The sequence below is a fragment of the Paraburkholderia sp. SIMBA_027 genome, from assembly GCF_046535315.1.
GTDB lineage: Bacteria > Pseudomonadota > Gammaproteobacteria > Burkholderiales > Burkholderiaceae > Paraburkholderia > Paraburkholderia tropica.
The window spans coordinates 433,445-456,612 of the sequence record NZ_JAWRWY010000001.1; the positions used below are offsets into that span (position 1 = coordinate 433,445).

Below are 23,168 nucleotides of genomic sequence, written 5' to 3' on the forward strand. Positions count from 1 at the left end.
GCCGCGCAGCTTGCCTTGAGTGGACATAGCCGTGTCTCCTCGTTAAGGGATGAGGCGCAGCGCCGGCGTGCCGTTGTTGTGTGGGCACGCGGCGCGGTCGGTGCCGCGCGCCGCCGGACTCGCAAAAGAGGAATGGAAACGCGAGAGGCGCGCGGCAAGAGAAAGCGCGCCCACGCGGCGCGCAAGGGGACTTACAGACCGACGTCCGGCAGTTGCGGACGCGTGGCGAGCGCCTGTTTCATGACGGACCGCACGTGCGCGAGCGCGTCGCCTTCGAGCGCGAGGCGCGGCGGACGCGTGAGCGCGCTGCCACGATCGACGAGTTCTTCGCACAGCTTGATGCATTGCACGAGGTCCGGACGCGCATCGAGGTGCAGCAGCGGCATGAACCAGCGATACAGCGCGAGCGCTTCGTCGAAACGCTTTTGCTTCGCGAGGCGGAACAGCGTCTCGCCTTCTTTCGGGAACACATTCGACATGCCCGAGACCCAGCCTTCCGCGCCCACGGCCACGCTTTCGACCACCACGTCGTCGAGGCCCGCGAACAGCACGAAGCGGTCGCCCACGGCGTTGCGCAGATCGATGAAGCGGCGCGTATCGCCCGACGAGTCCTTGAAGCAGACGATATTCTCGCAGTCCTGCAGCGCGATCAGCACGTCGGGCGTGACGTCGTTCTTGTAGATCGGCGGATTGTTGTAGACCATCACCGGCAGGTCCGTGCTCGACGCCACGGCGCGGAAGTGCGAGGCCGTTTCATGCGGCTTGGCCGAGTAGACCAGCGCGGGCATCACCATCACGCCGTCCACGCCCACGCGCTGCGCTTCGCGCACGGTCTGGCGCGCGAACTCGGTGGTGAATTCCGCCACGCCCGCGATCACGGGCACCTTGCCGCCGGCGGCATCGCGCGCAGCTTCGATCACGGCCATTTTCTCGGACGTGTTGAGCGACGTGTTTTCGCCGACCGTGCCGCACACCACGAGGCCCGACACGCCGTCCTTCACGAGGTTGCTCACCACGCGGTGCGTCGCTTCGATATCGACGGAGAAGTCCGCCTTGAATTGCGTGCTGACGGCGGGAAACACACCGCTCCATTGGATAGCGTTACGGCTCACAGTGACAATCTCCTTCGTTTGAAAAATCGCGCCAACCCGTGTGGCGATGCGAAGAAGTATCGCTATCCAGAATGATCGAGGCTTGAGACCTTTCGCGACGCAAAGAGACGAAATCAGCACAATCGCGGCGCAGTCCCGAACACGTGCATCGACGCCTCATTCGGGTGCATTTTCGCTATCCGGGACAACCCGTATTTTTCGCGCTTAGGTCATTAAACTTTTTCGGCGGCGTCGCCGGTTTGCGCAACCTGTGGATGCAGCAGCGCGCGATATTGGCTCGGCGTGAGGCCCACGGTTGCCTTGAATTGACGCGTGAATGCGCTGTGATCGTTATAACCGCAGCGCGTGGCGATATCGGTAATGCTCAGCTCGCTCGCGAGCAATTCGGACGCCGCATCGAGCCGCGTTTTCAGCAGCATCTGGCGCGGCGTGAGATGGAAAATCTTGTGGAAATAGCGCTCGATTTGCGCCACCGACATATTGATGAGCGTGGCCAGATGCGAAAGCTTGAGCGGCTGTGCGTAATTGTCCTGAATGTATTTCGCGGCAATCGCCAGACGCTGATACGCCGGATGCGTGCCTTCGGCCGCCTGCAGATCGCGCGAAATGCCGGCCACGCCCAGCACGCGTCCGTGCGCGTCGTGCAGCGGCACCTTCGACGTGAGGCACCAGCCCGGCTGACGCCCCGGATAAAGATGCAATTCGAGTTGATCGATGAAGCGGCTGTTCAGGCGCACCACGGCTTCGTCCTGCGCCGTATAGCTGCTGCCGAAGCGCGTGGGAAACACCTGCGCCGCGGTCTTGCCGAGCAGCGAGCGTTTGTCCTTGAAACCGCAGCGCGCGGCGAGCGTAACGTTCGCGATCACATAGCGCGCATCGTGATCCTTCACGAAGAAGACCACGTCGGGCATGGCGTCGAATAGCGGTTCGAGCAACGCGAAATGCGCCACCATCTGCGGCAGCGTCGTGTTTTCGAGGGCGGCGGGCAGAACGAGTTCGGGCATTGCGATGAGCGGCGAGTCGTGATCCGCACGATTATGCCCTTCCGTTGCACGCTTGCGCATCTGAAACGAAAATCGGGCGGCGCACTCGCGCGCGCCGCCCGTGATTCGATATCGCATGAAACGGCGCGTTACGCCTGCGACGACACTTCCAGCAAGGTCCCGATACGCACGGGCGAGAACGGCGGACGCTGGCCGTTGCGCGGCCAGCCCAGGCAGAACGCCGCCGCCTCGCCGCAGATCTTGCCCTGACACGGCCCCATGCCGCAGCGCGTATGCAGTTTCGCATCGCGCCATGAATGGTGCTGCGCGGCCTCGCCGTACGTCACGTCCTCGCAGCGGCACAGCACGGTGTCGGGCGCCGCGAGCGCGCGCAGATGCGGCGCAAGCGCGAACGCATCGTGCAGCCGCGCGGCGAAGGCGCGATAGCGCGCGCGTTCGCCAAACAAGGCGCGCGCCTTGTCCTGCTCGCCGACGGCGGCGTGCGCGGCGATGCGTCCTTCGAGCGCCGCCAGCTCCATGCCGCCCACGCCCGTGCATTCGCCCGCCGCATAGACGTCGGGCAGCGAGGTCGCTTGCCAGTCGTCGACGGCGAGCGCGGCCATGCCCTGCGCCTCCGTGGTCCGGCAACCGAGCGCCGCGCCCACCAGCGTATTCGGCACGAGGCCATACGCACAGGCGAGGCGGTCGCAATCGAGCGCAATCGTCTTGTCGCCGTGCTGGATGCGCACACGCGTGAGTTTGTCTTCGCCGATCGCTTCGACCACGTGCGCACCGCAGAAATACGGCGTCGCGCGCAGATCGAATCGCATGCGTGCCGCCTGCATCAATTTCGCAGGCGTGTGGACGAGCCCGGCCGCGAAGCGCCGCACCGCCGACGGCGGCGCCTGCTCGACGATCGCCAGCACGCGCGCGCCCTGCTCGCGCGCCGTGACGGCGGCGGCCCACAGCAGCGGCCCCGATCCCGCGATCACGATGCGCTCGCCGCGAACCGGCAAACCGCCCTTCACGAGCGCCTGCAAACCGCCCGCGCCCGTCACGCCCGGCAGCGTCCAGCCCGGATACGGCAGGAAGCGCTCGCGCGCGCCGGTCGCGACGATCAGCTTGTCGTAATCGATCGTGTAGCCGCGTTGCGCGTCTTCCACCAGCAATTGCCGCACGCCGGGCGCCTGCACGACGCGCGTGCCGCTCAAGCGGACCACGCTGCCGCGCCGCACGAACGCCTCCACCGCGTCGATGACCGCGCGCGCCTCGCCCGTCGGCGAATGCGCCGGACCTTGACGCCAGATCTGTCCGCCGGGCCGCGTGTTATCGTCGACGATGCCCACGCGCTTGCCCGCCTCGGCGGCCACGCGGGCCGCCTGCAAACCGGCCGGCCCCGCACCAATAATCAGGATATCGAACTTCATTGCGCGCCTCTTGCCGTCACCACATTCATGCCCTCGGCGCACACGGTCTGGCACGCGAGCCGATGCGCGACGCCATCGATCGTCACGCGGCACTCCTGGCACACGCCCATGCCGCACAACGGCCCGCGCAGCGCGCCGGTCACGGAACGGCGCGTCGCGACAACGCCATCGCGCGTCGCGAGCGCGATCGCCGCGACCACCGAACTGCCCGCCGCCACGCGCACGCTGCGGCCATCCACGTCGAGCACGACGAAATCAGACATGAGCGGCTCCTTGCGTCGCGCACCGCGCGGGCCAATACGGTGTAGCGTCGATCGGCAATGCGTCGCGCGCAGCGAGCATCTGCGCGGCGATCAGCTTGCCGGTCGCAAGCGCCGTGGTCACGCCCAGTCCCTCGTGCCCGGTCGCGAGCCACGTCTGCGGATGACCGTCGTCGCGCGCGAAGGGACCGGCCGGGCCGATCAGCGGCAAGCCGTCGCGCGTCGCCGGACGGAAACCGGTCCACGCGCGTATCGCATTCAACGACGGCAACTGCGGCAGATATTCGGCGGCGCGGCGCAGCATGCGCGCGAGAATCTCCGGCTCGATGGCGGGATCTTCGCTGTCGAATTGCCGCGACGAGCCGATCAGCAATTGACCGGTCGGGCGCGGCTGCACGTTGAACGCCACCGAGGTGCCGGTCGCGTTGTGCGCGCTCTTGATATAGCCGAGTTCGAGAATCTGGTGGCGTATCGCGCCCGGATAACGGTCGGTGATCAGCAGATGACCCTTCTTCGCCTGCATCGGCAAGCCGGGCAGCAGTTCGGCGGCTTGCAGGCCATTGGCGAGCAGCACCGCGCCGGTCGCGATGACTTCGCCATCGGCGAGCACGACGCCTTGCCGGTTCAGCTGCGCCACGCGCGTATCGAGGCGGCACGCGATGCGCCCTTTCACCGGTTGCGCGAGCAGCCACGCGGCGGCGGACGGCGCGTAAACCACGGCGTCGTCGGGGACCATCATGCCGCCGCGCAAGCCTTCACGCAGCGACGGTTCGGCTTCGCGCACCTGTTTCGCGTCGAGCATGTGACAGGCGATGCCCTGCTGCACGAGCGCCGCCTGACGCGACTGCGCCAGTTCGTATTCCTCGTCGTCGGTGGCGACCCAGAGCGTGCCGCAGCGCACGAACGCCTGACGCGCATCGAGACGCGGCGCAAGATCAAGCCACAACTGCCGCGACCACGCGGAAAGCGCGAACTCGGCGGGCGTATCGTCCATCACGACGAGATGGCCCATGCCCGCCGCCGTCACGCCGCCGCCGATGCCCGCGCGGTCGATCACGAGCACGTTCGCGCCGTCGCGCGCGAGTTCGTGCGCGCACGCGGCGCCGACAATGCCCGCGCCCACCACCACGACATCGGGACGCGATGCTGCCATGTTCATCACGCGCGAATGCCCCATGCGAACGGATCGTCGTCGGCGAAAATGAGCTGCGCCTGCGCGCTCACGTGCGCCGTGCCGCGAATGCTCGGGCGCACGTAACCGGGCGCGAGATCGCTGCCGCTTTCGTGGCTTTCGTAGCTCGCCTCGAACACGCTGCCGACGATGCTCTCCTGCTTCCACACGGCGCCCGGCGCAAGCGCCGCATCGGCGGCGAGGCAGGCGATCTTCGCGCTCGTGCCGGTGCCGCACGGCGAGCGGTCGTACGCCTTGCCGGGGCACAGCACGAAGTTGCGGCTGTCGAGGCCCGGCGTCGTCGAATCGGCGAACAGTTCGATATGGTCGATCAGCGCGCCGCCCTCGCCCGTGATGCCATTCGCTTCGAGCGCCTGGCGAATCGCCCAGGACACATTCGTGAGCGTTTCGACGTTGGCGAAGTCGAGCGACTGGCCGTGATCGGCGACGAGGAAGAACCAGTTGCCGCCCCACGCGATATCGCCATGAATACGGCCGAGGCCAGGCACGTCGACCGGCACGTGGGTGCGGTAGCGATACGCGGGCACGTTGCGCACGGTCACGCTGCCGTCGGCGTGCAGTTCGGCTTCGACATTGCCCACCGGCGTTTCGATGCGATGCACGCCCGGCGCGATGCGGCCCATGTGCGCGAGCGACACGATCAGGCCGATCGTGCCGTGTCCGCACATGCCGAGAAAGCCCACGTTGTTGAAGAAAATGACGCCCGCCGAACAGGCCGGATCGTGCGGCTCGCAGAGCAGCGCGCCGACCATCACGTCGGAGCCGCGCGGCTCGCAGACGATGCCTGCGCGCACGCGGTCGAAGTCGCGGCGGAAAATCTCGAGGCGCTCGGCGAGCGGTCCGCGGCCCAGCTCGGGGCCGCCTTCGGTCACGAGCCGCGTGGGCTCGCCGCCGGTATGGGAATCGATGACGGAGAGGGTTTTCATGCCGTCAATCGTAGGTGCCGCCCGCGTGGCCGTCTTGTCGCAACGGCCCGCCGGCAATGACGATTTCGGCATAGCGCGCGATCGATGCGCGGGCGTCGCGCGTGGCTCGCCCGGTCAAGCCAGGCACAACCCTGGCGCGTGGTCGGCTGTTTGCCTTCGCTTTCGCTTTAGACGCCCTAGACGCCCGCGCGCGCTCGCGATCCGCGCCCGAACAGCTGGCGCAGCCACGCCTGGCTGTTCACGACCAGCAGGCCGGTCAGCACGAGCACCGAACCCGCGATGAAAGCGGCGTCGACGTGCTCGTGCAGCACCACCACGCCGAGCACGACGCCGAACAGCGGCGTCATGAACGAGAGCACACCGAGCCGCGCGGCGAAGTAGCGGCGCAACAGCCAGAACCAGGTCAGATAGCTCGCGAACGTCACCACCACGGTCTGGAAACCGAGGCTCGCGAGCGCGAGCGGCGTGCCATGAAACGCGGTCTGCCCCGTGAACAGCGCGAACGGAATCAGCAGCACGAATGCGCAGGCGAGCTGGCAAAAGAGCGTCTGCGTGGCGGGCGCTTCGCTGAGCCGCGTCGTGCGCACGCCCACCGTGGTCAGGCCCCACGCCGCGCCGCCGAGCAGGCCCAGCAGATCGCCGAACAGCCAGTTGGGATTCGTGGGCAGACCGGGCGCGGACAGGCCGCCGCCCAGCAGCGCCGGACCGAGAAACGCGACGGCGATGCCGATGAACGCGAGCGCGATGCCCGCCCATTGCAGGGGCGCGAGCCGTTCGTCGGGGAGTTTGATATGCAGGCCGATGGCCGCGAACATCGGCGCGGTGTAGAGCAGCACGGCGATGTGCGAGGCGTTGGTCAGGCGCAGCCCTTCGGCGACGCAGAGGAATTCGAACGCGAACAGCACGCCGACGACGAGCCCCGAGCGCAGCGCCACGCCCGGCAGCCAGCGCTCGCGCAGCACGAAACGGTTGAACAGCCACACGAGCGCCGCCGCGCCGCCCGAACGCAGGCCCACTTGCAGCATCGGGGCGATGTCGCCGGCCACGGCCTTGATCGCGACCTGTTGCGTACCCCAGATGAAGCACAGCGTCACCATGATGGCGACGGCCGCCCCATCGACATGCTTTCTCATTCCTGTCTCGCCCATGCTTTATTTTTTCGACGCGCGTATCTTAACGCGCGCGATCATCGGCACATAGAGCCAGTCCGTGCGCAAAGCAGCAGGCCACCCGCGACGCAGCCGGAACATCCGGATGCTGCGTCAGGGGTGGCCTGCGGGGTCACGGCAACGAGAGCGTGCCGTTTATGAGGTCGCGACGATCAGAAGTCGATCTTCGCGTTCAGGCTGATCGTGCGCGGATCGCCCGGCGCGATGTAGCTGTCGTACTGGAACATCCAGTAGCGGCGATTCGTGATGTTGTCGAGCGCCGCGCGCAGCGTCACGTCGTGGCCGCCGATGCGCGTCACGTAGTTCGCGCCGACGTTCACGAGCAGGTAGCCACCCGTTTCCAGATCGCCGGCCGGACGCACTTCGGTGTTGCCCGTGTACTTCGCATCGACGCCGAGTTGCAGGCCCGGCACGTACGGCACGTCGTACGTCACGCGCGTGGCCGCAGTGAATTGCGGTGCGCCCGCGACGCGCTTGCCGTTATAGGTCTGGCCCTTCGCGTACCACGTATCGAGCAGCATGATGTCGCCCGCGACTTGCCAGCTACGACCCAGACGCACGCTCGCGCCTGCTTCGAGACCTTCGTAGATCGAGTTGCCGTCCTGCATCAGCACGTTCTGGTCGTTCGCATACGACGCGCCGCGCTCGATGCGGAACAGCGCCGCGTTCGCGCTCCAGCGCGCGTGCTCGCTCTTGATGCCCACTTCATACTGACGCGAGCGCAGCGGATTGAGCACCGATCCGCCATTTGCGTAGATATCCGAAACAACCTGTCCCGCTTCGAGCGATTCGACATAGCTCGCGTACAGCGTGGTTTCCGGTTCGAGCTTGTACATCAGCGCGAAGGTCGGCGTGACGACGCCGTTCTTGCCGTACGACGAGGTCGTGCCGCCCGCTTCCGAGAAGCTCTCCTGATCGTAGTTCGTATAACGCAGGCCCGCGAGCAGCGACCAGCGGCTCGTGATCTGCATCGTGTCGCTCAGGAACAGCGCCTTCTGGTTGATCTCGCTCGCCCGGTACTTGTCGAGGCCGCTGCCCGAGTAGAACGCATACGGGTTCTGCACGTAGAGATTGCCCGCGCCGAGCGTGCCGCCCGCAGTGCCCGCCGCCGTGCTGTAGTCGTTGGTCTGATGCTGGATCGACGCACCGGCCACGATCTGATGCGTGAACGGACCGGTCTTCACCTTGCCTTCGAACGCGCCTTGCCAGTAGATGTCCTGGTGGCCTTCGTCGCCGTTCCAGCGATAGTCGGAGTAGTCGCCCGACTGGTTGAGCAGCGTGAGCGTGCTTTCGTTGCGGTCGCGCGCCGACTTGCTGTAGCTCGCCGACGTGTTGAACGTCCAGTCCGGCGTGATCTGATACTTCACGCCCGCCGTGTAGAGCTGCAGGTTGGTGTTCAGATGCTGGCCGGCGCTGTTCAGCAGATTCGAGCCGCCGCTGATGGTCGCGGGCAGACTCGTGCCCACGTAGCTCGACGGAATATAGATCGCCGGCGTCTGACCGCTCGAACGGCTCGTCTGGTAGATCGCGTTGAAATAGATGTCGAGGTCGCGCGTGAGCTGACCGTCGAGCGCGAGCGCCACCGAATTGCGGTTGATATCGCCCGCGTTATAGGTCTTGCCCTGTTCGTGCGTGTAGTTGATGCGCGCGCCGAACATGCCGTCCGGGCCGAAGCGGCGGCTCAGGTCGGCGTGCTGGCTGAGCACGCCGTCCATGCGATAGCCGATGTCGAAACTCGTGACTGGGTCCTTGCCCGGCTTCTTCGTCACGTAATTGACCACGCCGCCCGGCTGCGCGAAACCGTACATGAAACCGCCCGCGCCCTTGAGCAGTTCGACGCGCTCGAGGTTTTCGTACGGCATGGTGATGCCATACGAAATGAACGGATTGCCGTCGATCTTGAAACCGTTCTGCCAGTCGATCGGCAGGCCGCGCACCGTGATGTAGGTCGCCCACGCGCTATAGGCGCTGCTGTTGTCGGTGACCGAGGCGTCGCCCGCGAAGACATCGCCGAGCTTGTTGGCCTGGCGGTCGGCGAGATCCTCGCCCGTCACGACCGTGGTCGAGAACGGCGTGTCGAGCTGCGAACGCGTGCCGAGCGCGCCGCTCGAAACCGGCGTGGCCAGATGCAACGGCGAGTCGACCACGGCGGCCGCGTTGACGTTGACGGCGGGCAACGCCTTCTCCGCGCCTGTGGCGGTCGCGGCGGCGCTGGCCGCAGCGCTCGCACCGGCCGGCGCGGCGGCGCTGTCGTTCGCGGTCGTGGCGGTCTGGGCAAACGCGGATGGCGCGGCGGCGGCAAACGTCAGCCAGACTGCGATCTGCAAAGGACGGGGCAGCTTTTGGCCCCTACGGCGTGCGGTTTCGTGATTGTTCATATCGGCCAGTGTTCGAGGCGTCTCCCGCCCCGGTTTAACGCTAAAGAATCTAAACGTCAATGAGACTGATTCGCATTACATAAGGCGCGCATATTAGCAAAGGGTCCTGGCTTTTGATAGTTCTTTACAAAAAACCAACACTTACGATTGGCTGTAATGCAATTTGCATGTAGACGCGCGCGTAAGCGGGGTTTTGGGGGCTAATCGGGCGCGCAGGCGGCGCGACTGGCGTGCGCGATGTCGTCGATCACGCGATGGAAACGAAAACGCCCGGCATAGCCCGGGCGTTTTTCACTGCCTCACGCGAAGGACGCGCCGATCAGAACGTTTCCCAATCGTCGTCCGAGGTGGCGGCGGCGGCGGCCACCGGCTCGGCGCGCGGCGCCGGTTGACGCAGCGCGGGCTCGCTAGCCGCTGCGCGCGGCGCGGGCGTCGCGCGGCGCTTCGCGGCAGCAGGACTCGCGGATACCGGCTTGACCGCCGGCGCAGCCACGGCGGCGGGCGCACGCACGGCTGTCGTCGACGTCATCGAAACCGCCGAAGCCGCCGCCCCCGACACCTTGAACACCGACACCAGCTCGCGCAACGCGCCGGCCTGCGTCGACAGCGACTGCGCCGCCGCCGACGCCTCTTCGACGAGCGCCGCGTTCTGCTGCGTCACCTCGTCCATCTGCGAAACGGCCTGGCTGACCTGTTCGATGCCCGTGCGCTGCTCGCCCGACGCGGCGGTAATCTCGCCCATCAGGTCGGCCACGCGGCGCACCGACTGCACGATTTCGCTCATCGTCCGGCCCGCATCGTCGACGAGCGCCGTGCCGTTGTTCACGCGCTCGACCGAGGTCGCGATCAGATCCTTGATCTCCTTGGCCGCCGTCGCGCTGCGCTGCGCGAGCGTGCGCACCTCGCCTGCGACCACCGCGAAACCGCGGCCCTGCTCGCCCGCGCGCGCGGCCTCGACCGCTGCGTTCAGCGCGAGGATGTTGGTCTGGAACGCGATGCCCTCGATCACCGAAATGATCTGCGCGACCTGTTCCGAGCTTTGCGAAATCCCGCGCATCGTATCGACCACGCGGCCCACCACTTCGCCGCCGCGCGTCGCCGTGCTCGACGCCTGGCCCGCGAGCGTGTTGCCCTGGGTGGCGTTGTCGGCGTTCTGCTTCACGGTCGCCGTGAGCTCTTCCATGCTCGCGGCCGTTTCTTCGAGCGATGCCGCCTGTTCCTCGGTACGCTGGCTCAGATCGGTGTTGCCCGCCGCGATCTGCGCGGCCGCCGTCGCAATGCCTTCGCTGCCCGTGCGCACGCGGGCCACCAGATCGACGAGACGCTCGTTCATATGACGCAGCGCCGACAGCAACTGGCTCGCCTCGTCGTTGCCCGTGACGTCGATACGCGCCGTGAGATCGCCGCGCGCCACCGTTTCCGCCACGCTGACCGCGCGCGCGAGCGGCGCCGTGATCGAGCGCGTGATGACGAGCGCGATGACAATGCCGAGCGCGATTGCCAGCGCGATCAGCCCGATCGTCCAGGCGAACGCGCCCGCATACGCCGACTTGGCGCGCGCGACCTCGGCCTCGGCGCCTTGCTGATTGAGCTTGATGTCGTCGTTGATCAGCGACTGCGCCGTGGCGAAGGACTTCGCGGACGCGCCGGACGCCAGCGCACGCGCATCGGCGGCGCCGGAATCGCCGGCGTCGGCCAGCGTCTGCAACTGCTTGTCGTGGTCGAGATAGGCCGTCCACGCAGCGTTGATCTCGTCGTAGCAACGGCGTTCCTCGGCCGACGAAACCAGCTTCGAATAGGCGTCGAGCGTCGCCGCGAAATCCGTGATGAACTGCGCGTGCTGCGTGCGCAGCGCGTCTTTGTCGGCGGCGTCGACCGCGAGCAGCGAGCGCAGCGAGGTGCGGCGCACGTCGTCGGCGACGGAGCGCAGCCGGCCCAGCGTCTGCACGCTCGGCAGCCAGTCGTCGCCGAGTGCGAGCGTGCCGTCATAGATGCGCGAAGCCTGGAGGAGTCCGATGCCGCCGACGGCACCGAGAAGAAGCAGTACGACCGCGAAGCCCGCCGACAGACGCGGGCCGATTTTCAGATGAGAGAGAAATGACATAAGAAGCCGATGGGGTGACCGACTGTATGTCGACTCTCTGCGGCAATAATTAAGCCTTCGTTGCAAAAATAACAAAAAGACCGACGATCGGCTTTCAGCCCCGGCGCGGATTCGAGCCACGGAAATCGGCGGGCTTGAGACACATCTTGAGGCGCATCGAGACGCACCGACATGCACTGAGACGCACGGTCAAGTCCGCGCATGCGCATCCGGTAAGCTCCTCAGGCCTTGCGCCATGCGGCGCAGGGAGCAAGAACGGGGGACGCTTCGGCGTTCGCGCCCAGGCATTGCGAAAGGCGGACCGACACGCCCGCGCCGGCCAGACAGGGGAGCCGGCGCGGCATGCGGGCCGCCGCGCCGTCCAGAGCGTTGCGCGTCACGATAAACCACCGAGGGCCTTGCCCGGCGAGCCGCAGCGGCACGACCGGCGAACGCGCAGCCTCACGGCCGCCGCCCAGGCGGCGCGAGCGCGCCGGGGCGTCCCCCCTGCTCCCGCCCGCCGCGCTTTGCGCGCGCGGCCAGCCCGCCTTTTACGAGTTGGCGTCGCCGGCCGCGCGGCACGGCCAGACGCGCGAGCGCGGCTTCGTCGCGGCGGCTTCCTCGGCCACCTCGCGCCACCAGCGCTCGCCGCGCTGCGGATCGGCGAGATGCAGACGCTCGCCCATGCGCGGCGTCGCCAGCATCACGCTGCGCGCGGCCGCGAGCCCCATCACGCGTTCGAACGGTTCCTGCCAGCGATGCATCGCGAGGTCGAACGTGCCGTTATGAATCGGCACGAGCCAGCGCCCGCGCACGTCCAGATGCGCCTGCACGGTTTCCTCGGGCTGCATGTGGACATACGGCCATTGCGGGTCGTACGCGCCCGTTTCGATCAGCGTGACGTCAAACGGCCCCATGCGCTCGCCGATCTCGCGGAAACCGTCGAAATACCCCGTGTCGCCGCTGAAGAACACGCGCAGATCGTCGGTCGCGATCGACCACGAGCACCACAGCGTGCTGTTGCCGTCGAACAGGCTGCGCCCCGAAAAGTGCTGCGCGGGCGTGGACGTGAAGGTCACGCCCGCGATGCTCGCGCTTTGCCACCAGTCGAACTGACGCACTTTCGCCGCGTCGATGCCCCACTCGATCAGCCGGTCGCCCACGCCGAGCGGCGTGAGGAACACGCCCGTGCTCGCGGCCAGCGCGAGCACGGTTTCGCGGTCCAGATGGTCGTAGTGATCGTGCGAGAGGATCACGCCGCGCAGCGGCGGCAGGTCGGCCAGGTCTATGGGCGGCGCGTGAAAGCGCTTCGGCCCGAGCCGCTTGAAGGGCGAGGCGCGCTCGCCGAACACCGGATCGGTCAGCCAGAATTCGTCGCGCAGCTTCATCAGCATCGTGGAGTGGCCGAGACGCCAGAGGCTGCCGTGGGGCGCGGCGTGCAGATCGGCGCGACTCAGGGCGTCGACGGGCAGCGCCGCCGACGGCAGCGTACCGCCCGGCTTGCGAAACAGCACGTTCCAGATGATGCGCAGACTCTTCGCGAGGCTTTCCTGCGGACGCGGACGCACATTGCGAAAGCGCGCGCCGTCGTGCTGCGTGGAGCCGTTCGCGAGCGTGCGCGAACGCTTCGCGGCGGCGAAGCCGAGCGTGCGGCCGAGAAAATCGGGGATCGAAGCCATGTCGGCGTCCTGAAGACAAAAGTAGACTGGCTAGTGTAGTTTATTCGGGAGAAAAGTAAACTGCCCGGTGTAAAATTCCCTCATGAGCACCGCCGACACCCCACAACGCCTGACCGACCGGAAACGCGCCGCCGTTCTGGAAGCGGCCATCGAGGAATTTCTCGCCGCCGGTTACGACGCCACCAGCATGGACCGCATCGCCGCGCGCGCGAGCGTGTCGAAGCGCACCGTCTACAACCATTTTCCGAGCAAGGAAGCGCTGTTCGCGGCCATCCTGCACCGGCTCTGGGATGCCGCGCTCACGGGCGCCGCGCCCGCCTATCGCGCCGACGCGCCGTTGCGCGCGCAACTGCTCGAACTGCTGCACCGCAAGCTGCGGCTGATGAGCGACGCGTCGTTTCTCGCGCTCGTGCGCGTGGCGCTCGCGGCGGGCATTCACTCGCCGGAGCGCGCGCGGGACATGGTCGCGCGCATCGGCGAGCGCGAGGAGGACGTGACGATCTGGATCCGCGCGGCGGCCGCCGATGCGCGTCTGGGCAACGCGGACGGCGCGCCCTTCGATCCGCTGTTTGCCGCGCATCAATTGCATGCGCTGGTGAAGGGATTCGCATTCTGGCCGCAGGTGACGATGGGGCAGCCGACGCTCAGCGCCGCCGAGCAGGATCACGTTGCGCAAAGCGCCGCCGATATGTTTCTCGCGCGCTATGCCCGCCCGGCGCGTTCATCGGACACAAAGTAACGCGCGCTTTTATCGCCCATCGAGCACGGCGGGCATGCGCTTTTCCATCGCGCGGGCGCGTGCGGGATCGCGCCAGAAGCGCCACGCGAGCCAGCCCGCGATCGCCTGCGCCACCATCACGAACGCCACGCAGCCCGCCCAGCCCCACTGTCGCCACGCGGATGCCGGCAGGATCGAGCCGAGACTGCCGCCCAGGTAGTAGCACGACAGATACACGCCGATGGCCGTCGAGCGCGCGGCGCCCGCCGTCTGCGAAATAAAGGCATTCGCGGCGGCCTGCTCGACGAACACCGCCGTGGAGCCGAGCGCGAGACCGCAGAGGATCGGCAGCAAACCGTGCGCGAACGTGAGTCCCGCGGCGGGCAGCGCGAGCAGCGCCGCGTAGAGCGCGAGTTCGCGCGGCGAGCGATGGCGCGCGAAGCGGCCCGCGAGCGGCGTGACCACCACGGCGAGCAGGAACACGGCGTAGAGCGCGCCGATCTGCACCGTGCCGAAGCCGTACGGCGGCTGCGCGAGCCGCAAGCCCACGAACGTGAACGTCGCGACCTGCGAGGCGAGCACGCAGGCGCCGAAGCCAAACGCGGCCAGCAGCGGGCGGCGCGTGAGCAAGGCGAGGCGCGAGGGCGCGTGGCGTGTATCGCGTGCTTCGACCTGACTGTTCACACCGGTTCTCGCACGCGCACTGACCGCCACGCGCGGCAAGCACAGATAAATCGCCACGCCCGCGCCCAGACTCAACAGCGCCACGATATCGAGCGCGTAACGCCAGCCGAGCACCGCCGCGCACGCATTGGTGATGAAGCGCCCCGCAAAGCCGCCGAGCGTGGTGCCTGCGACGAACAACGCGCTCACTTCCGCCGACTGCTCGCGCGTGAACAGCTCGCCGATGAACGCCACCGAGATCGCGAACACGAACGGCATCAGCATCCCCACCGCGAAGCGCGCGGCCAGAAACGACGCGAAACTGCCCGCATGCGCGACCCACAAGGCAGGCAGCGCCGACAACGACGCCGCGAGCGCGATCACCGTCCGGCGCGCGAACGGCCCGGCTAATGTGCCGACGAAAGGCGCGATAATGGCGACGGCCAGCGTGGTGGCGCTCACGCCCTGCCCCGCGCGCTCCGCGCTCACGCCGAAGGTGGCGGCGAGTTCGCGCAGAATGCCCTGGGTCGCGTAGAGATTGAGAAACGCCGCGCAGCCGCAGAGAAAAAATGCCGCGCGCAAAGACTTGTCATGCTGGCCATTCATGGACGACGATCGCTCCCGCCTGATTCAGAGAGCAATCAGTCTCGCAATCCCGCGCCGCGCGCGCCAATACCGAATCCGTCGCGATTGATACCGGAAAAATCAGCATGCTCGACCTGCGCCGCCTGCGCTACTTCGTGACCGTCGCCGACGAACTGCATTTCGGACGCGCCGCCGAGCGCCTCCATATCGCCCAGCCGCCGCTCACGCGGCACATCGCGTCGCTCGAAAACGAGCTGGGCATCCGTCTGTTCGAGCGCTCCACGCGCGCGGTCACGCTCACGCCGGAGGGCGCGCAATTCCTCGAACACGCGCGTCAGGTGATCGAGGCCGCGGAGCAGGCGGAAGTGTCCGCGCAGCGCCTCGCGCATGGCACGGCGGGACGGCTGGCGATCGGCTATACGAGTTCGATTCCGATGTCGCCCGCGTTCAGCGCCATCGTGCGCGGGTTCAGCCGCGAGGCGCCCGACGTAGCGCTCACGTTTCGCGAGGTGGCCGGCACGGCACAGCCCCGGCAGATCGAGTCGGGCGTGCTCGACATCGCGTTCGGCTGGGCCGCGTCCGATCATGCCGACAATGCCGATCAAGCCGATGGCGCCGTCGCGCAATTGACCGTCGCGCGCCAGCCGATGGTCGCCGCCGTGGCCGCGAACAGCGAGTACGCCGCGTGCGCGGCCGTCGCATTCGAGGCGCTCGCGCATGAAAGTTTTATCGCGTGGCCGCCGGGTCAGGGGTCGGTGCTCAACACGGCGCTGCACCGGCTTTGCGCGCAGGCGGGCGTCGAGCCGCGTCTCGGTCCGCGCGCGAGCCAGGTCGCCGCGCTCGTTGCGCTGGTGGCGGCGGGCCAGGGCGTCGCCATCGTGCCCGCGTTCGCAGCGTCGCTGAAAATGGCCGATGTGGCCTACGTGCCCTTGATCAACGCGCCCGTGCTCGACCAGATCATCGCGTGGCGCACGCACGATCCTTCGCGTTGCGCGCTGCGTTTTGCGGCCTTCGCGCGCGCGGCGGCAACGGCAGGTTGATCGCCGGGCTGTCGAGTCGATAAATACATTTCGCGATCCATACTATTTATCCGGATCACGACGCGCGCAACGCCTCCGAAGGCCGCATGCCGAACATGCGCCGATAGTCGGTCGCGAACTGGCTCAGATGCCAGAAGCCCCACGCCGCGGCCACGTCCTGCACCGATCCGGCCTCGCGTCCGCACAGATCGCGGCGCGCGCCGTTCAGGCGCAGCGCGCGCAGATAGGTCGCGGGCGCCATGCCCAGCACGTCCTGAAAACAGTATTGCAGCGTGCGGCGGCTCACGAGCAACTGCTCGCACAACTCCGGCACGCCAACCGGACGCGAACGATGCGCAAGCACGTACTCGCGCGCCTGCGCGACGATCCAGCGACGCCGCGATGCCTGCTCAGGCGTTTGCCGGGCGCTTTCGGCGTCATCCGCGTTGCCGTGCCGCGCGCAGGCGTCGAACAGCGCGGCGAGCAATTCGGCCTGCACGTCGTTGCGTTCGGCGTCGGACAGCGGCGTGCAAGCGCTGCGCGCGCGGTCGCCATCGGCGTCGTGGCGAGCGTCATCATCGTGATCGTCGAGACGCTGTTCGAGCACCGCGCACAGATGCGCGAGGCGCGCCGCGCCCGCCTGCACGATGGGCGTGTGCGGCAGACGCGCGTCGAGCGCGACGCCTTCCACGGTCTGCGCGTAATGGCGCAGCACCTCGCCGCGCACCACCACGCCGTAGATCGAAAACTGCGCGGGCGTGAGCAATTCGAATTCGACGTTGCCCGGCCGCATGGCGAAGGCTTCCGCGCCGAAGGGCTGCGCATCGACGCGCGCCTGCTGTCCGCGCGTGGCCGGAATGCCGAACCAGTATGCGTCGCCGCGCACTTCGCACGCCTGGCGCAGCGTGTGGCTCGTGGTCTCGCAGAAGACCTTCATGGTGTCGAGCGGGATTTCGGTGAGCGTACCGACGAAGCGGCCCGCCGCGAGCTGGTCGTAGGTCTGCCGCCAGCCGACGAGGTTGCGCGCCTGCTCGTCGGCGTCGTGCGCGACGCTCACGACCGCGCGGCCCGCCGGCGCGTCGGCGCCTTGCGCGGAACAGCGCGTGTTTTCGGCGGTGTTGTCCGCGAGGTTATCCGCGATGATTTCTGCCGCAGGGACCGCCTGGGACGCGAGCCGGCAAGCATCCGGCCGCTTGCTGAGCGTGGCCGCGTGGTTCATGGGTGCCTCCTTGCGCGCACTTTCTGTCAAAACGATCGGGTGATGATGCAAAACCCGCGCCAGATCGTCGGGACCCGATTTCATGCAGCCGGGCCGCGCGGGATGCCTGCGCGTGCGCCTCGGCGGCACAGTGTGCGCGCGCGTCTGTTCAGTGGATGTTCATTTTTCGCACGGCGCACCACGCGCACCAATCCGGTGCAACCATGAGGACACGCACGATTCTGGCGAGTCCTTGTCGACGAACAGGACGCGCGCATCATGCAAACCTGCAAGGCCGAACGCAGCGATTCGATGGGTCACACCGACCCGATCCGTGCGCCATCAGCGACATCGGGCAGCAACGCGTCGCTATCGTCCTTGAGGCCGACGCCCGTGAGTTGCAGGCGGCGCGCATGCGTCATCAGATAGTGGAGTTTGTGCGCGGCGGCCTCGTGCGGCAGACCTTCGGGCCGCACGTTGGAGATGCAGTTGCGCAGCGCGTCGTGGCAGCCCACTTTCGGCGCCCACGTGAGGTACACGCCGAGGCTGTCCGGCGAGCTGAGGCCCGGCCGCTCGCCGATCAGCATCGCCACGAGCTTTGCGCCGAGCAATTCGCCGATCTCGTCGCCGAGCGCGACACGCGCCTGGCTCGCCACCACCACGGGACCGATGCGCCAGCCGCGTGAGGTATCGGCGTCGGCATCCGCATCGAGTCGCGTGCGCATGGCGTTGAGCAAGGGCAGCGCCTGCTTCGCCGCCGCAAACGCCGAAAGTCCGTCGCCGATCACGAACACCACGTCGGGTTTTTCACCGTCGCCGCCCGCTTGCGCGAGCGCCGCGCGGCTTTCGTCCGACAGCCGCCGACCGAGATCGGGACGCCGCAAATAATGCTGACGATCGGGCGCGGCACTCGACGCACCGAGCGTCGCGAAACCCGCGCTTTCGAGTTCGCGGCGCAGCGCGTCGGCGTCGAGCGGCTGATGCACCGCGTCGCGCGCCTGCGCATGCGAGAGATTGAACGCGAGCAGCGGCGCCGTGGGCAGCGCATTGCCCGCGCGACCGAGCGCGATGCGCGCGTTCGTGAACGCCTTCAGCCCGCCCCACGGATTCTTTTCGACGGCGTCGCTCATGCGCCCAGCTCCGTGCCCGCGCCGATCCATTCGTGCGCACCCGCCAGCAGCGGCACGCGCGCCGACGCGGGCAGCAACGCGCCTTTCGCATCGGCGATTTCCATCGTTTCGAGCCATTCCTCGAACTCGGGCGCGCGGCGCAGACCGAGCAGATCGCGCACGTACAGCGCGTCATGAAACGAGGTGCTCTGATAGTTGAGCATCACGTCGTCGGCGCCCGGAATGCCCATGATGAAATTGATGCCCGCCGCGCCCAGCAGCGTGAGCAGCGCGTCCATGTCGTCCTGATCGGCTTCCGCGTGATTCGTGTAGCAGATATCGCAGCCCATCGGCACGCCGAGCAGCTTGCCGCAGAAATGATCTTCGAGACCCGCGCGAATGATCTGCTTGCCGTCGTAGAGATATTCGGGGCCGATGAAACCCACCACCGTATTCACGAGGAACGGATCGAAGCGGCGCGCCACCGCGTAGGCGCGCACCTCGCAGGTCTGTTGATCGACGCCGAAATGCGCGTTCGCCGACAGCGCGCTGCCCTGCCCCGTTTCGAAGTACATCAGGTTGTTGCCGACCGTGCCGCGCTTGAGCGAAAGCGCCGCCTCACGCGCCTCGGCGAGCAGCGCGAGCGAAATGCCGAAACTCGCGTTGGCCTTTTCGGTGCCCGCGATCGACTGGAACACCAGATCGACGGGCGCGCCTTTTTCGATTGCCGCGATCGTGTTGGTGACGTGCGTGAGCACGCACGATTGCGTCGGCACGCGATAACGCTCGCGAAATCCGTCGATCATCGTGAGCAGCTTGACGATGGCCGCGAGGCTGTCGGTGGCGGGATTGATGCCGATCATCGCGTCGCCGCAGCCGTACATCAGGCCGTCGAGCATCGACGCGGCGATGCCCTTCACGTCGTCGGTCGGATGATTGGGCTGCAGACGCACCGACATGCGCCCCGGCAGCCCCACCGTGTTGCGAAAGCGCGTGATCACGGGACGCTTCTTCGCCACCGCGATCAGATCCTGATTGCGCATCAGCTTCGACACCGCCGCGACCATCTCGGGCGTGAGGCCGGGGCCGATGCGTTCGAGCATGGCGCTGTCGGCTTGCGGCGACAGCAGCCAGTTGCGGAAGTCGCCGACGCTCAGATGCGCGATGGGCGCGAACGCCTGCGCGTCGTGCGTGTCGACGATCAGGCGCGTGACTTCGTCGCTTTCGTACGGAATCAGCGCCTCGTTCAGGAAAGTCTTGAGCGGCACGTTCGCGAGCGCCATCTTCGCGGCCACGCGCTCCTCCTCGCTCGCCGCCGCCACGCCCGCGAGCTGGTCGCCGCTGCGCAGCGGACTCGCCTTGGCGAGCAGGGTCTTGAGGTCCGCGAACCGATACGTGCGCGGACCGATCGTCTCCGTGTACGACATCTGCCTGATTCCTCCGCTGTCACTCTTCGAGCAGCGCGCCCGAGGTTTCGGCTTCCAGCGCCGGGCCCGCTTCCGAGGCCGCCGCGCGCTGTGCGCCGGTCGCCAGGAAATAAGCATAGCCCAGCGCGAGGAACACCACGAACACGAGCGCCACGAGCTGGTTGTACCAGACCATCGCGCCGAGACAGACGAGCGCCGCCAGCAGCGCGAACGCCGGGAAGAACGGATACAGCGGTGCACGGAACGGACGCGCCATGCGCGGCTGCTGACGGCGCAGCTTGAACAGCGCGGCCATGCTGACGATATACATGACGATCGCGCCGAACACCGACATCGTGACGATATTGGCCGTGAGCGTCTGGCCGGCGAACTGGATCAGCTCGTCGCTGTAAATCGCGGCGATGCCGATCACGCCGCCCGCGATGATCGCGCGATACGGCGTCTTGAAGCGCGGATGCACCTTGGCGAGCCACGCGGGCAGATAGCCTTCGCGGGCGAGCGCGAAAATCTGCCGCGAATAGCCGAGGATGATGCCGTGAAACGACGCGACGAGGCCGAACAGGCCGAGCCACACGAGCATGTGCATCCAGCCGCTATGTTCGCCGACGATGTATTTCATCGCTTGCGGCAGCGGGTCGTTGATGTTGGCGAGCTTGGTCCAGTCGCCCGCGCCGCCCGCGAACACCATCACGCCGACCGCCAGCGCGACGAGCGTGAGAATGCCCGCCACGTAGGCGATCGGAATCGAACGCTTGGGGTTTTTCGCTTCTTCGGCGGCCATCGCCACGCCTTCGATGGCGAGGAAGAACCAGATCGCGAACGGAATCGCCGCGAACATGCCGTGGAAGGACCCCATCGAGAAATGATCGGCGCCCGACCAGCCGCCCTTCAGGAAGTGATCCCACGAAAAGCCCGGCGACACCACGCCCATGAACACGAGCAGTTCGAAGATCGCGAGCAGCGTGACGACGAGTTCGAAGGTCGCCGCGATCTGCACGCCGACGATATTGAGCGCCATGAAGACGAGATACGCGCCCATGGCCGCGTGCTTCGGTTCGAGCCCCGGAAACTGCACGTGCAGATACGCGCCGATAGCGAGCGCGATGGCCGGCGGCGCGAACACGAACTCGACCAGCGTGGCCGCGCCCGCGAGAAAACCGCCGGCCGGACCGAAGGCGCGGCGCGCGTAGGCGAACGGGCCGCCCGCGTGCGGAATCGAGGTGGTGAGTTCGGTGAAGCTGAAAATGAAGGTGGTGTACATCGCCGCGACGAACAGCGCGGTGACGACGAAGCCGAGCGTCCCGGCGCTCGCCCAGCCATAGCTCCAGCCGAAATATTCGCCGGAGATCACCAGTCCAACCGCGATCCCCCAAAGCTGCCAGGTGCCGAGCGTCTGCTTGAGCGCGGGCGCGCCCGCACTGCTTTTCGACTCTGCCTGCATGGTGTTCTCTCCTCGTGAAGGCCGGGCGGGCGCGCCCGCGACCGGCGAAGCAGGCCACCCGTGCGACCTGATTCGAGCCATGCTAGAGAGTCATAAATCGACGTGTTATCGAAATTCGGCAATCTGTAATTATTACAAAAAGCCTACTTTCCATGGGGGTGCTCCGCCCCTTAAGGCGGCGCTAAGGGTTTCCCCGCCAGAATCCCCACCAACCTGCCGCGCCACCGCCACAAGGCGCGCCGCATCCCGACACACGCAATCCACCCGCGCAGCCCGTTCGTCTCACCGATGCGACTGCGCAGTTTCATCGAGAACCCCATGCCGTCTCGCCCGCCGTTCCGCGCCAGCTCGCTGCGCATGCATTGCCTGCTCGCCGTCGCCGCGTTATGCGCGGGCGCGCTGAGCGGTTGCACGCTCTATCGCGCGCAGCCGCTGCCCGCCGCCGCGTCGATGACGACGCAGGACACCCTCGGCCGCCTCCAGATCGACCCGGCGAAAATGCCGCTGCCCGAACTGGCCGCGCAGCGTTTCGATCCGTCCGATGGCTTCGACATCGAAGAAGTCGCGATGCTCGCCGTCGCGAACAATCCCGATCTGAAGCTCGCGCGCGACGATCTCGGCATCGCGCAGGCGCAGGCTTTTTCCGCGGGTCTGCTGCCCGATCCGCAAATCGCGGTGTCGAGCGACTATCCGGGCGCGCTCGGTCTGTCGCGCGCGTTCAGTTACGGTCTGAGCATGGACGTCATGGCGATCGTCACGCGCGGCGCCAACAAACAATCCGCCGACGCCACCGTGCGCAAGACCGACCTCGGCCTGCTCTGGCAGGAGTGGCAGGTGATCGCGCAGGCGAAGCAGCTTTACGTGAAAGCGCGCTTCCAGAACGACGCGCTGCCGCTGCTCGAGAAGCAGGCCGACCTCACGCAAACGCGTTACGAACGCATCGCGCACGCCGCGAGCGAGCACAACGTGACGGCCGATAGCGCGAGCGCCGCGCTCACCGCCAGCGAGGACGCGCGCAAGCAATACGCCGATCTGCTGCGCGCGCGCGAGCAGACGCATCACGATCTGAACGCGCTGCTCGGCCTCGCGCCCGATGTCACGCTGCCGCTCGCCGACGCGGCGCAAGACCGCGACGCCGCCCCGCTCGCCGATGCCACGCTCGACGCCGCCGTCGCCGCGCTGCCGCAGCGTCGCCCCGATCTCATCGCGCTGCAGGCCGGTTACGAAGCGCAGGAGCAGAAATATCGCGCGGCGATCCTCAATCAGTTTCCGAGCCTTTCCGTGGGCTTCACGCGTCAGCGCGATACGTCGGAGATCTACACGAGCGGCTTCGCGATCAATCTCACGCTGCCCGTGTTCAATCGCAATCGCGGCAATATTGCCATCGAACAGGCCACGCGCCAGCGGCTCGCCGACGAATACCAGACGCGTCTGAACACCGCTGCCGCCGATATCGCGCATCTGCGTGCCGACGATGCGATCGCCGCGCAGCAGCTCGCGCAGGACGAAGCCGCGCTGCCCGAACTCGAACGCGCCGCCGCCCACGCGCAGGACGCCTACGCGCGGCACGACATCGCGCTCGGCCAGTACGTCGATGCGCAGAGCGCGGCGCTCACGCGGCGTCTCGACGCCGCCACCGCGCGCGAGGCGCTCGCCGAACAGCGGATCGGTCTTCAGGCACTGCTCGGCAGTGCGATTCCCGATCCATACGGCTCATCCGCGCCGACGCGCGCCCCCGCACCCGCATCCGCGCAGCAAACCGGCAGCGCCCCCACCACTCTCACCGTTGCCCGTTGAAC

Annotated in this window: 18 protein-coding genes; 3 read left to right on the plus strand and 15 right to left on the minus strand. The window is 67.3% G+C overall.

All coding sequences use genetic code 11. The features are described from left to right. Positions 1–191 precede the first annotated feature (191 nt). From SB764_RS01855 to SB764_RS01900, 10 genes are all read right to left on the minus strand, one after another. Positions 192–1,112 carry a dihydrodipicolinate synthase family protein gene (locus tag SB764_RS01855; protein WP_065064014.1) on the minus strand — a complete coding sequence of 307 codons (921 nt, stop codon included), beginning with the start codon at positions 1,110–1,112 and terminating at the stop codon, positions 192–194. A 212-nt stretch (positions 1,113–1,324) separates the two neighbouring features. Then, on the minus strand, positions 1,325–2,116 hold the full coding sequence (locus tag SB764_RS01860; protein WP_065064225.1) for an AraC family transcriptional regulator: 792 nt from the start codon (positions 2,114–2,116) through the stop codon (positions 1,325–1,327). 128 nt (positions 2,117–2,244) lie between these two features. After that, positions 2,245–3,522 carry an FAD-dependent oxidoreductase gene (locus SB764_RS01865; protein ID WP_410862462.1) on the minus strand — a complete coding sequence of 426 codons (1,278 nt, stop codon included), beginning with the start codon at positions 3,520–3,522 and terminating at the stop codon, positions 2,245–2,247. Next, the gene (locus SB764_RS01870) at positions 3,519–3,785 is read right to left on the minus strand and encodes a 2Fe-2S iron-sulfur cluster-binding protein (protein ID WP_074983163.1); all 267 of its coding nucleotides are present in this window, start codon (positions 3,783–3,785) and stop codon (positions 3,519–3,521) included. Before SB764_RS01870 ends, SB764_RS01865 begins: the two co-directional genes overlap by 4 nt. Beyond that, positions 3,778–4,935: an NAD(P)/FAD-dependent oxidoreductase gene (locus SB764_RS01875; protein ID WP_065064223.1), complete on the minus strand. Its 1,158-nt coding sequence runs from the start codon at positions 4,933–4,935 to the stop codon at positions 3,778–3,780. The genes SB764_RS01870 and SB764_RS01875 overlap by 8 nt, the downstream gene beginning before the upstream one ends. A 5-nt stretch (positions 4,936–4,940) precedes the next feature. Continuing rightward, positions 4,941–5,900 (minus strand): 4-hydroxyproline epimerase, encoded by a 960-nt coding sequence (locus tag SB764_RS01880; RefSeq protein WP_065064009.1) that lies wholly within the window; start codon positions 5,898–5,900, stop codon positions 4,941–4,943. A gap of 176 nt (positions 5,901–6,076) precedes the next feature. After that, entirely contained in the window at positions 6,077–7,033 is a 957-nt protein-coding gene (locus SB764_RS01885; RefSeq protein ID WP_074983164.1) for a DMT family transporter, read from the minus strand. 188 nt (positions 7,034–7,221) lie between these two features. Beyond that, a complete protein-coding gene (locus SB764_RS01890; RefSeq protein WP_410862465.1) occupies positions 7,222–9,447 on the minus strand; it encodes a TonB-dependent siderophore receptor in 2,226 nt (741 codons plus the stop codon). Between the two features lie 319 nt (positions 9,448–9,766). Beyond that, positions 9,767–11,551, minus strand: coding sequence for a methyl-accepting chemotaxis protein (locus SB764_RS01895; protein WP_410862467.1), 1,785 nt, complete (start codon positions 11,549–11,551; stop codon positions 9,767–9,769). Between the two features lie 530 nt (positions 11,552–12,081). Then, on the minus strand, positions 12,082–13,209 hold the full coding sequence (locus SB764_RS01900) for an MBL fold metallo-hydrolase (RefSeq protein ID WP_410862469.1): 1,128 nt from the start codon (positions 13,207–13,209) through the stop codon (positions 12,082–12,084). An 82-nt stretch (positions 13,210–13,291) separates the two neighbouring features. On the opposite strand from SB764_RS01900, the gene SB764_RS01905 reads away from it, so the two are divergent. Further along, on the plus strand, positions 13,292–13,948 hold the full coding sequence (locus tag SB764_RS01905; RefSeq protein WP_074983169.1) for a TetR/AcrR family transcriptional regulator: 657 nt from the start codon (positions 13,292–13,294) through the stop codon (positions 13,946–13,948). A 9-nt stretch (positions 13,949–13,957) separates the two neighbouring features. On the opposite strand, the gene SB764_RS01910 is transcribed toward SB764_RS01905, so the two are convergent. Further along, positions 13,958–15,196, minus strand: coding sequence for an MFS transporter (locus SB764_RS01910; RefSeq protein ID WP_410862471.1), 1,239 nt, complete (start codon positions 15,194–15,196; stop codon positions 13,958–13,960). 104 nt (positions 15,197–15,300) lie between these two features. Between SB764_RS01910 and SB764_RS01915 the strand changes: the two genes are divergently transcribed. Then, the gene (locus SB764_RS01915) at positions 15,301–16,215 is read left to right on the plus strand and encodes a LysR substrate-binding domain-containing protein (RefSeq protein ID WP_110327067.1); all 915 of its coding nucleotides are present in this window, start codon (positions 15,301–15,303) and stop codon (positions 16,213–16,215) included. Positions 16,216–16,270: 55 nt separating this feature from the next. Here SB764_RS01915 and SB764_RS01920 read toward each other — a convergent pair whose 3' ends face one another. The 4 genes from SB764_RS01920 to eat all read right to left on the minus strand — a co-directional run bounded on the left by SB764_RS01920 (position 16,271) and on the right by eat (position 21,369). Continuing rightward, the gene (locus tag SB764_RS01920; protein ID WP_080180260.1) at positions 16,271–17,413 is read right to left on the minus strand and encodes a helix-turn-helix domain-containing protein; all 1,143 of its coding nucleotides are present in this window, start codon (positions 17,411–17,413) and stop codon (positions 16,271–16,273) included. Positions 17,414–17,709: 296 nt separating this feature from the next. Further along, entirely contained in the window at positions 17,710–18,522 is an 813-nt protein-coding gene (gene eutC / locus SB764_RS01925; protein WP_183716732.1) for an ethanolamine ammonia-lyase subunit EutC, read from the minus strand. Continuing rightward, entirely contained in the window at positions 18,519–19,928 is a 1,410-nt protein-coding gene (locus SB764_RS01930) for an ethanolamine ammonia-lyase subunit EutB (protein WP_110327069.1), read from the minus strand. The genes eutC and SB764_RS01930 overlap by 4 nt, the downstream gene beginning before the upstream one ends. A gap of 19 nt (positions 19,929–19,947) precedes the next feature. After that, entirely contained in the window at positions 19,948–21,369 is a 1,422-nt protein-coding gene (gene eat, locus SB764_RS01935; RefSeq protein WP_065063991.1) for an ethanolamine permease, read from the minus strand. Between the two features lie 318 nt (positions 21,370–21,687). Here eat and SB764_RS01940 point away from each other — a divergent pair, with 318 nt between their 5' ends. Beyond that, positions 21,688–23,166, plus strand: a complete 1,479-nt coding sequence (locus SB764_RS01940) for a TolC family protein (protein ID WP_410862474.1) — start codon at positions 21,688–21,690, stop codon at positions 23,164–23,166. The last annotated feature ends 2 nt before the right edge of the window (positions 23,167–23,168 follow it).

Excerpts from the sequence above, each read along its gene's own strand:
- SB764_RS01910 (WP_410862471.1), bottom strand. The coding sequence starts at position 15,196 with ATGAATGGCCAGCATGACAAGTCTTTGCGCGCGGCATTTTTTCTCTGC.
- SB764_RS01895 (WP_410862467.1), bottom strand. The coding sequence starts at position 11,551 with ATGTCATTTCTCTCTCATCTGAAAATCGGCCCGCGTCTGTCGGCGGGC.
- SB764_RS01915 (WP_110327067.1), top strand. The coding sequence starts at position 15,301 with ATGCTCGACCTGCGCCGCCTGCGCTACTTCGTGACCGTCGCCGACGAA.
- SB764_RS01900 (WP_410862469.1), bottom strand. The coding sequence starts at position 13,209 with ATGGCTTCGATCCCCGATTTTCTCGGCCGCACGCTCGGCTTCGCCGCC.
- SB764_RS01890 (WP_410862465.1), bottom strand. The coding sequence starts at position 9,447 with ATGAACAATCACGAAACCGCACGCCGTAGGGGCCAAAAGCTGCCCCGT.
- SB764_RS01875 (WP_065064223.1), bottom strand. The coding sequence starts at position 4,935 with ATGGCAGCATCGCGTCCCGATGTCGTGGTGGTGGGCGCGGGCATTGTC.
- SB764_RS01940 (WP_410862474.1), top strand. The coding sequence starts at position 21,688 with ATGCCGTCTCGCCCGCCGTTCCGCGCCAGCTCGCTGCGCATGCATTGC.
- eat (WP_065063991.1), bottom strand. The coding sequence starts at position 21,369 with ATGCAGGCAGAGTCGAAAAGCAGTGCGGGCGCGCCCGCGCTCAAGCAG.
- SB764_RS01905 (WP_074983169.1), top strand. The coding sequence starts at position 13,292 with ATGAGCACCGCCGACACCCCACAACGCCTGACCGACCGGAAACGCGCC.
- SB764_RS01865 (WP_410862462.1), bottom strand. The coding sequence starts at position 3,522 with ATGAAGTTCGATATCCTGATTATTGGTGCGGGGCCGGCCGGTTTGCAG.
- SB764_RS01930 (WP_110327069.1), bottom strand. The coding sequence starts at position 19,928 with ATGTCGTACACGGAGACGATCGGTCCGCGCACGTATCGGTTCGCGGAC.
- SB764_RS01880 (WP_065064009.1), bottom strand. The coding sequence starts at position 5,900 with ATGAAAACCCTCTCCGTCATCGATTCCCATACCGGCGGCGAGCCCACG.
- SB764_RS01860 (WP_065064225.1), bottom strand. The coding sequence starts at position 2,116 with ATGCCCGAACTCGTTCTGCCCGCCGCCCTCGAAAACACGACGCTGCCG.
- SB764_RS01870 (WP_074983163.1), bottom strand. The coding sequence starts at position 3,785 with ATGTCTGATTTCGTCGTGCTCGACGTGGATGGCCGCAGCGTGCGCGTG.
- SB764_RS01920 (WP_080180260.1), bottom strand. The coding sequence starts at position 17,413 with ATGAACCACGCGGCCACGCTCAGCAAGCGGCCGGATGCTTGCCGGCTC.
- SB764_RS01885 (WP_074983164.1), bottom strand. The coding sequence starts at position 7,033 with ATGAGAAAGCATGTCGATGGGGCGGCCGTCGCCATCATGGTGACGCTG.
- eutC (WP_183716732.1), bottom strand. The coding sequence starts at position 18,522 with ATGAGCGACGCCGTCGAAAAGAATCCGTGGGGCGGGCTGAAGGCGTTC.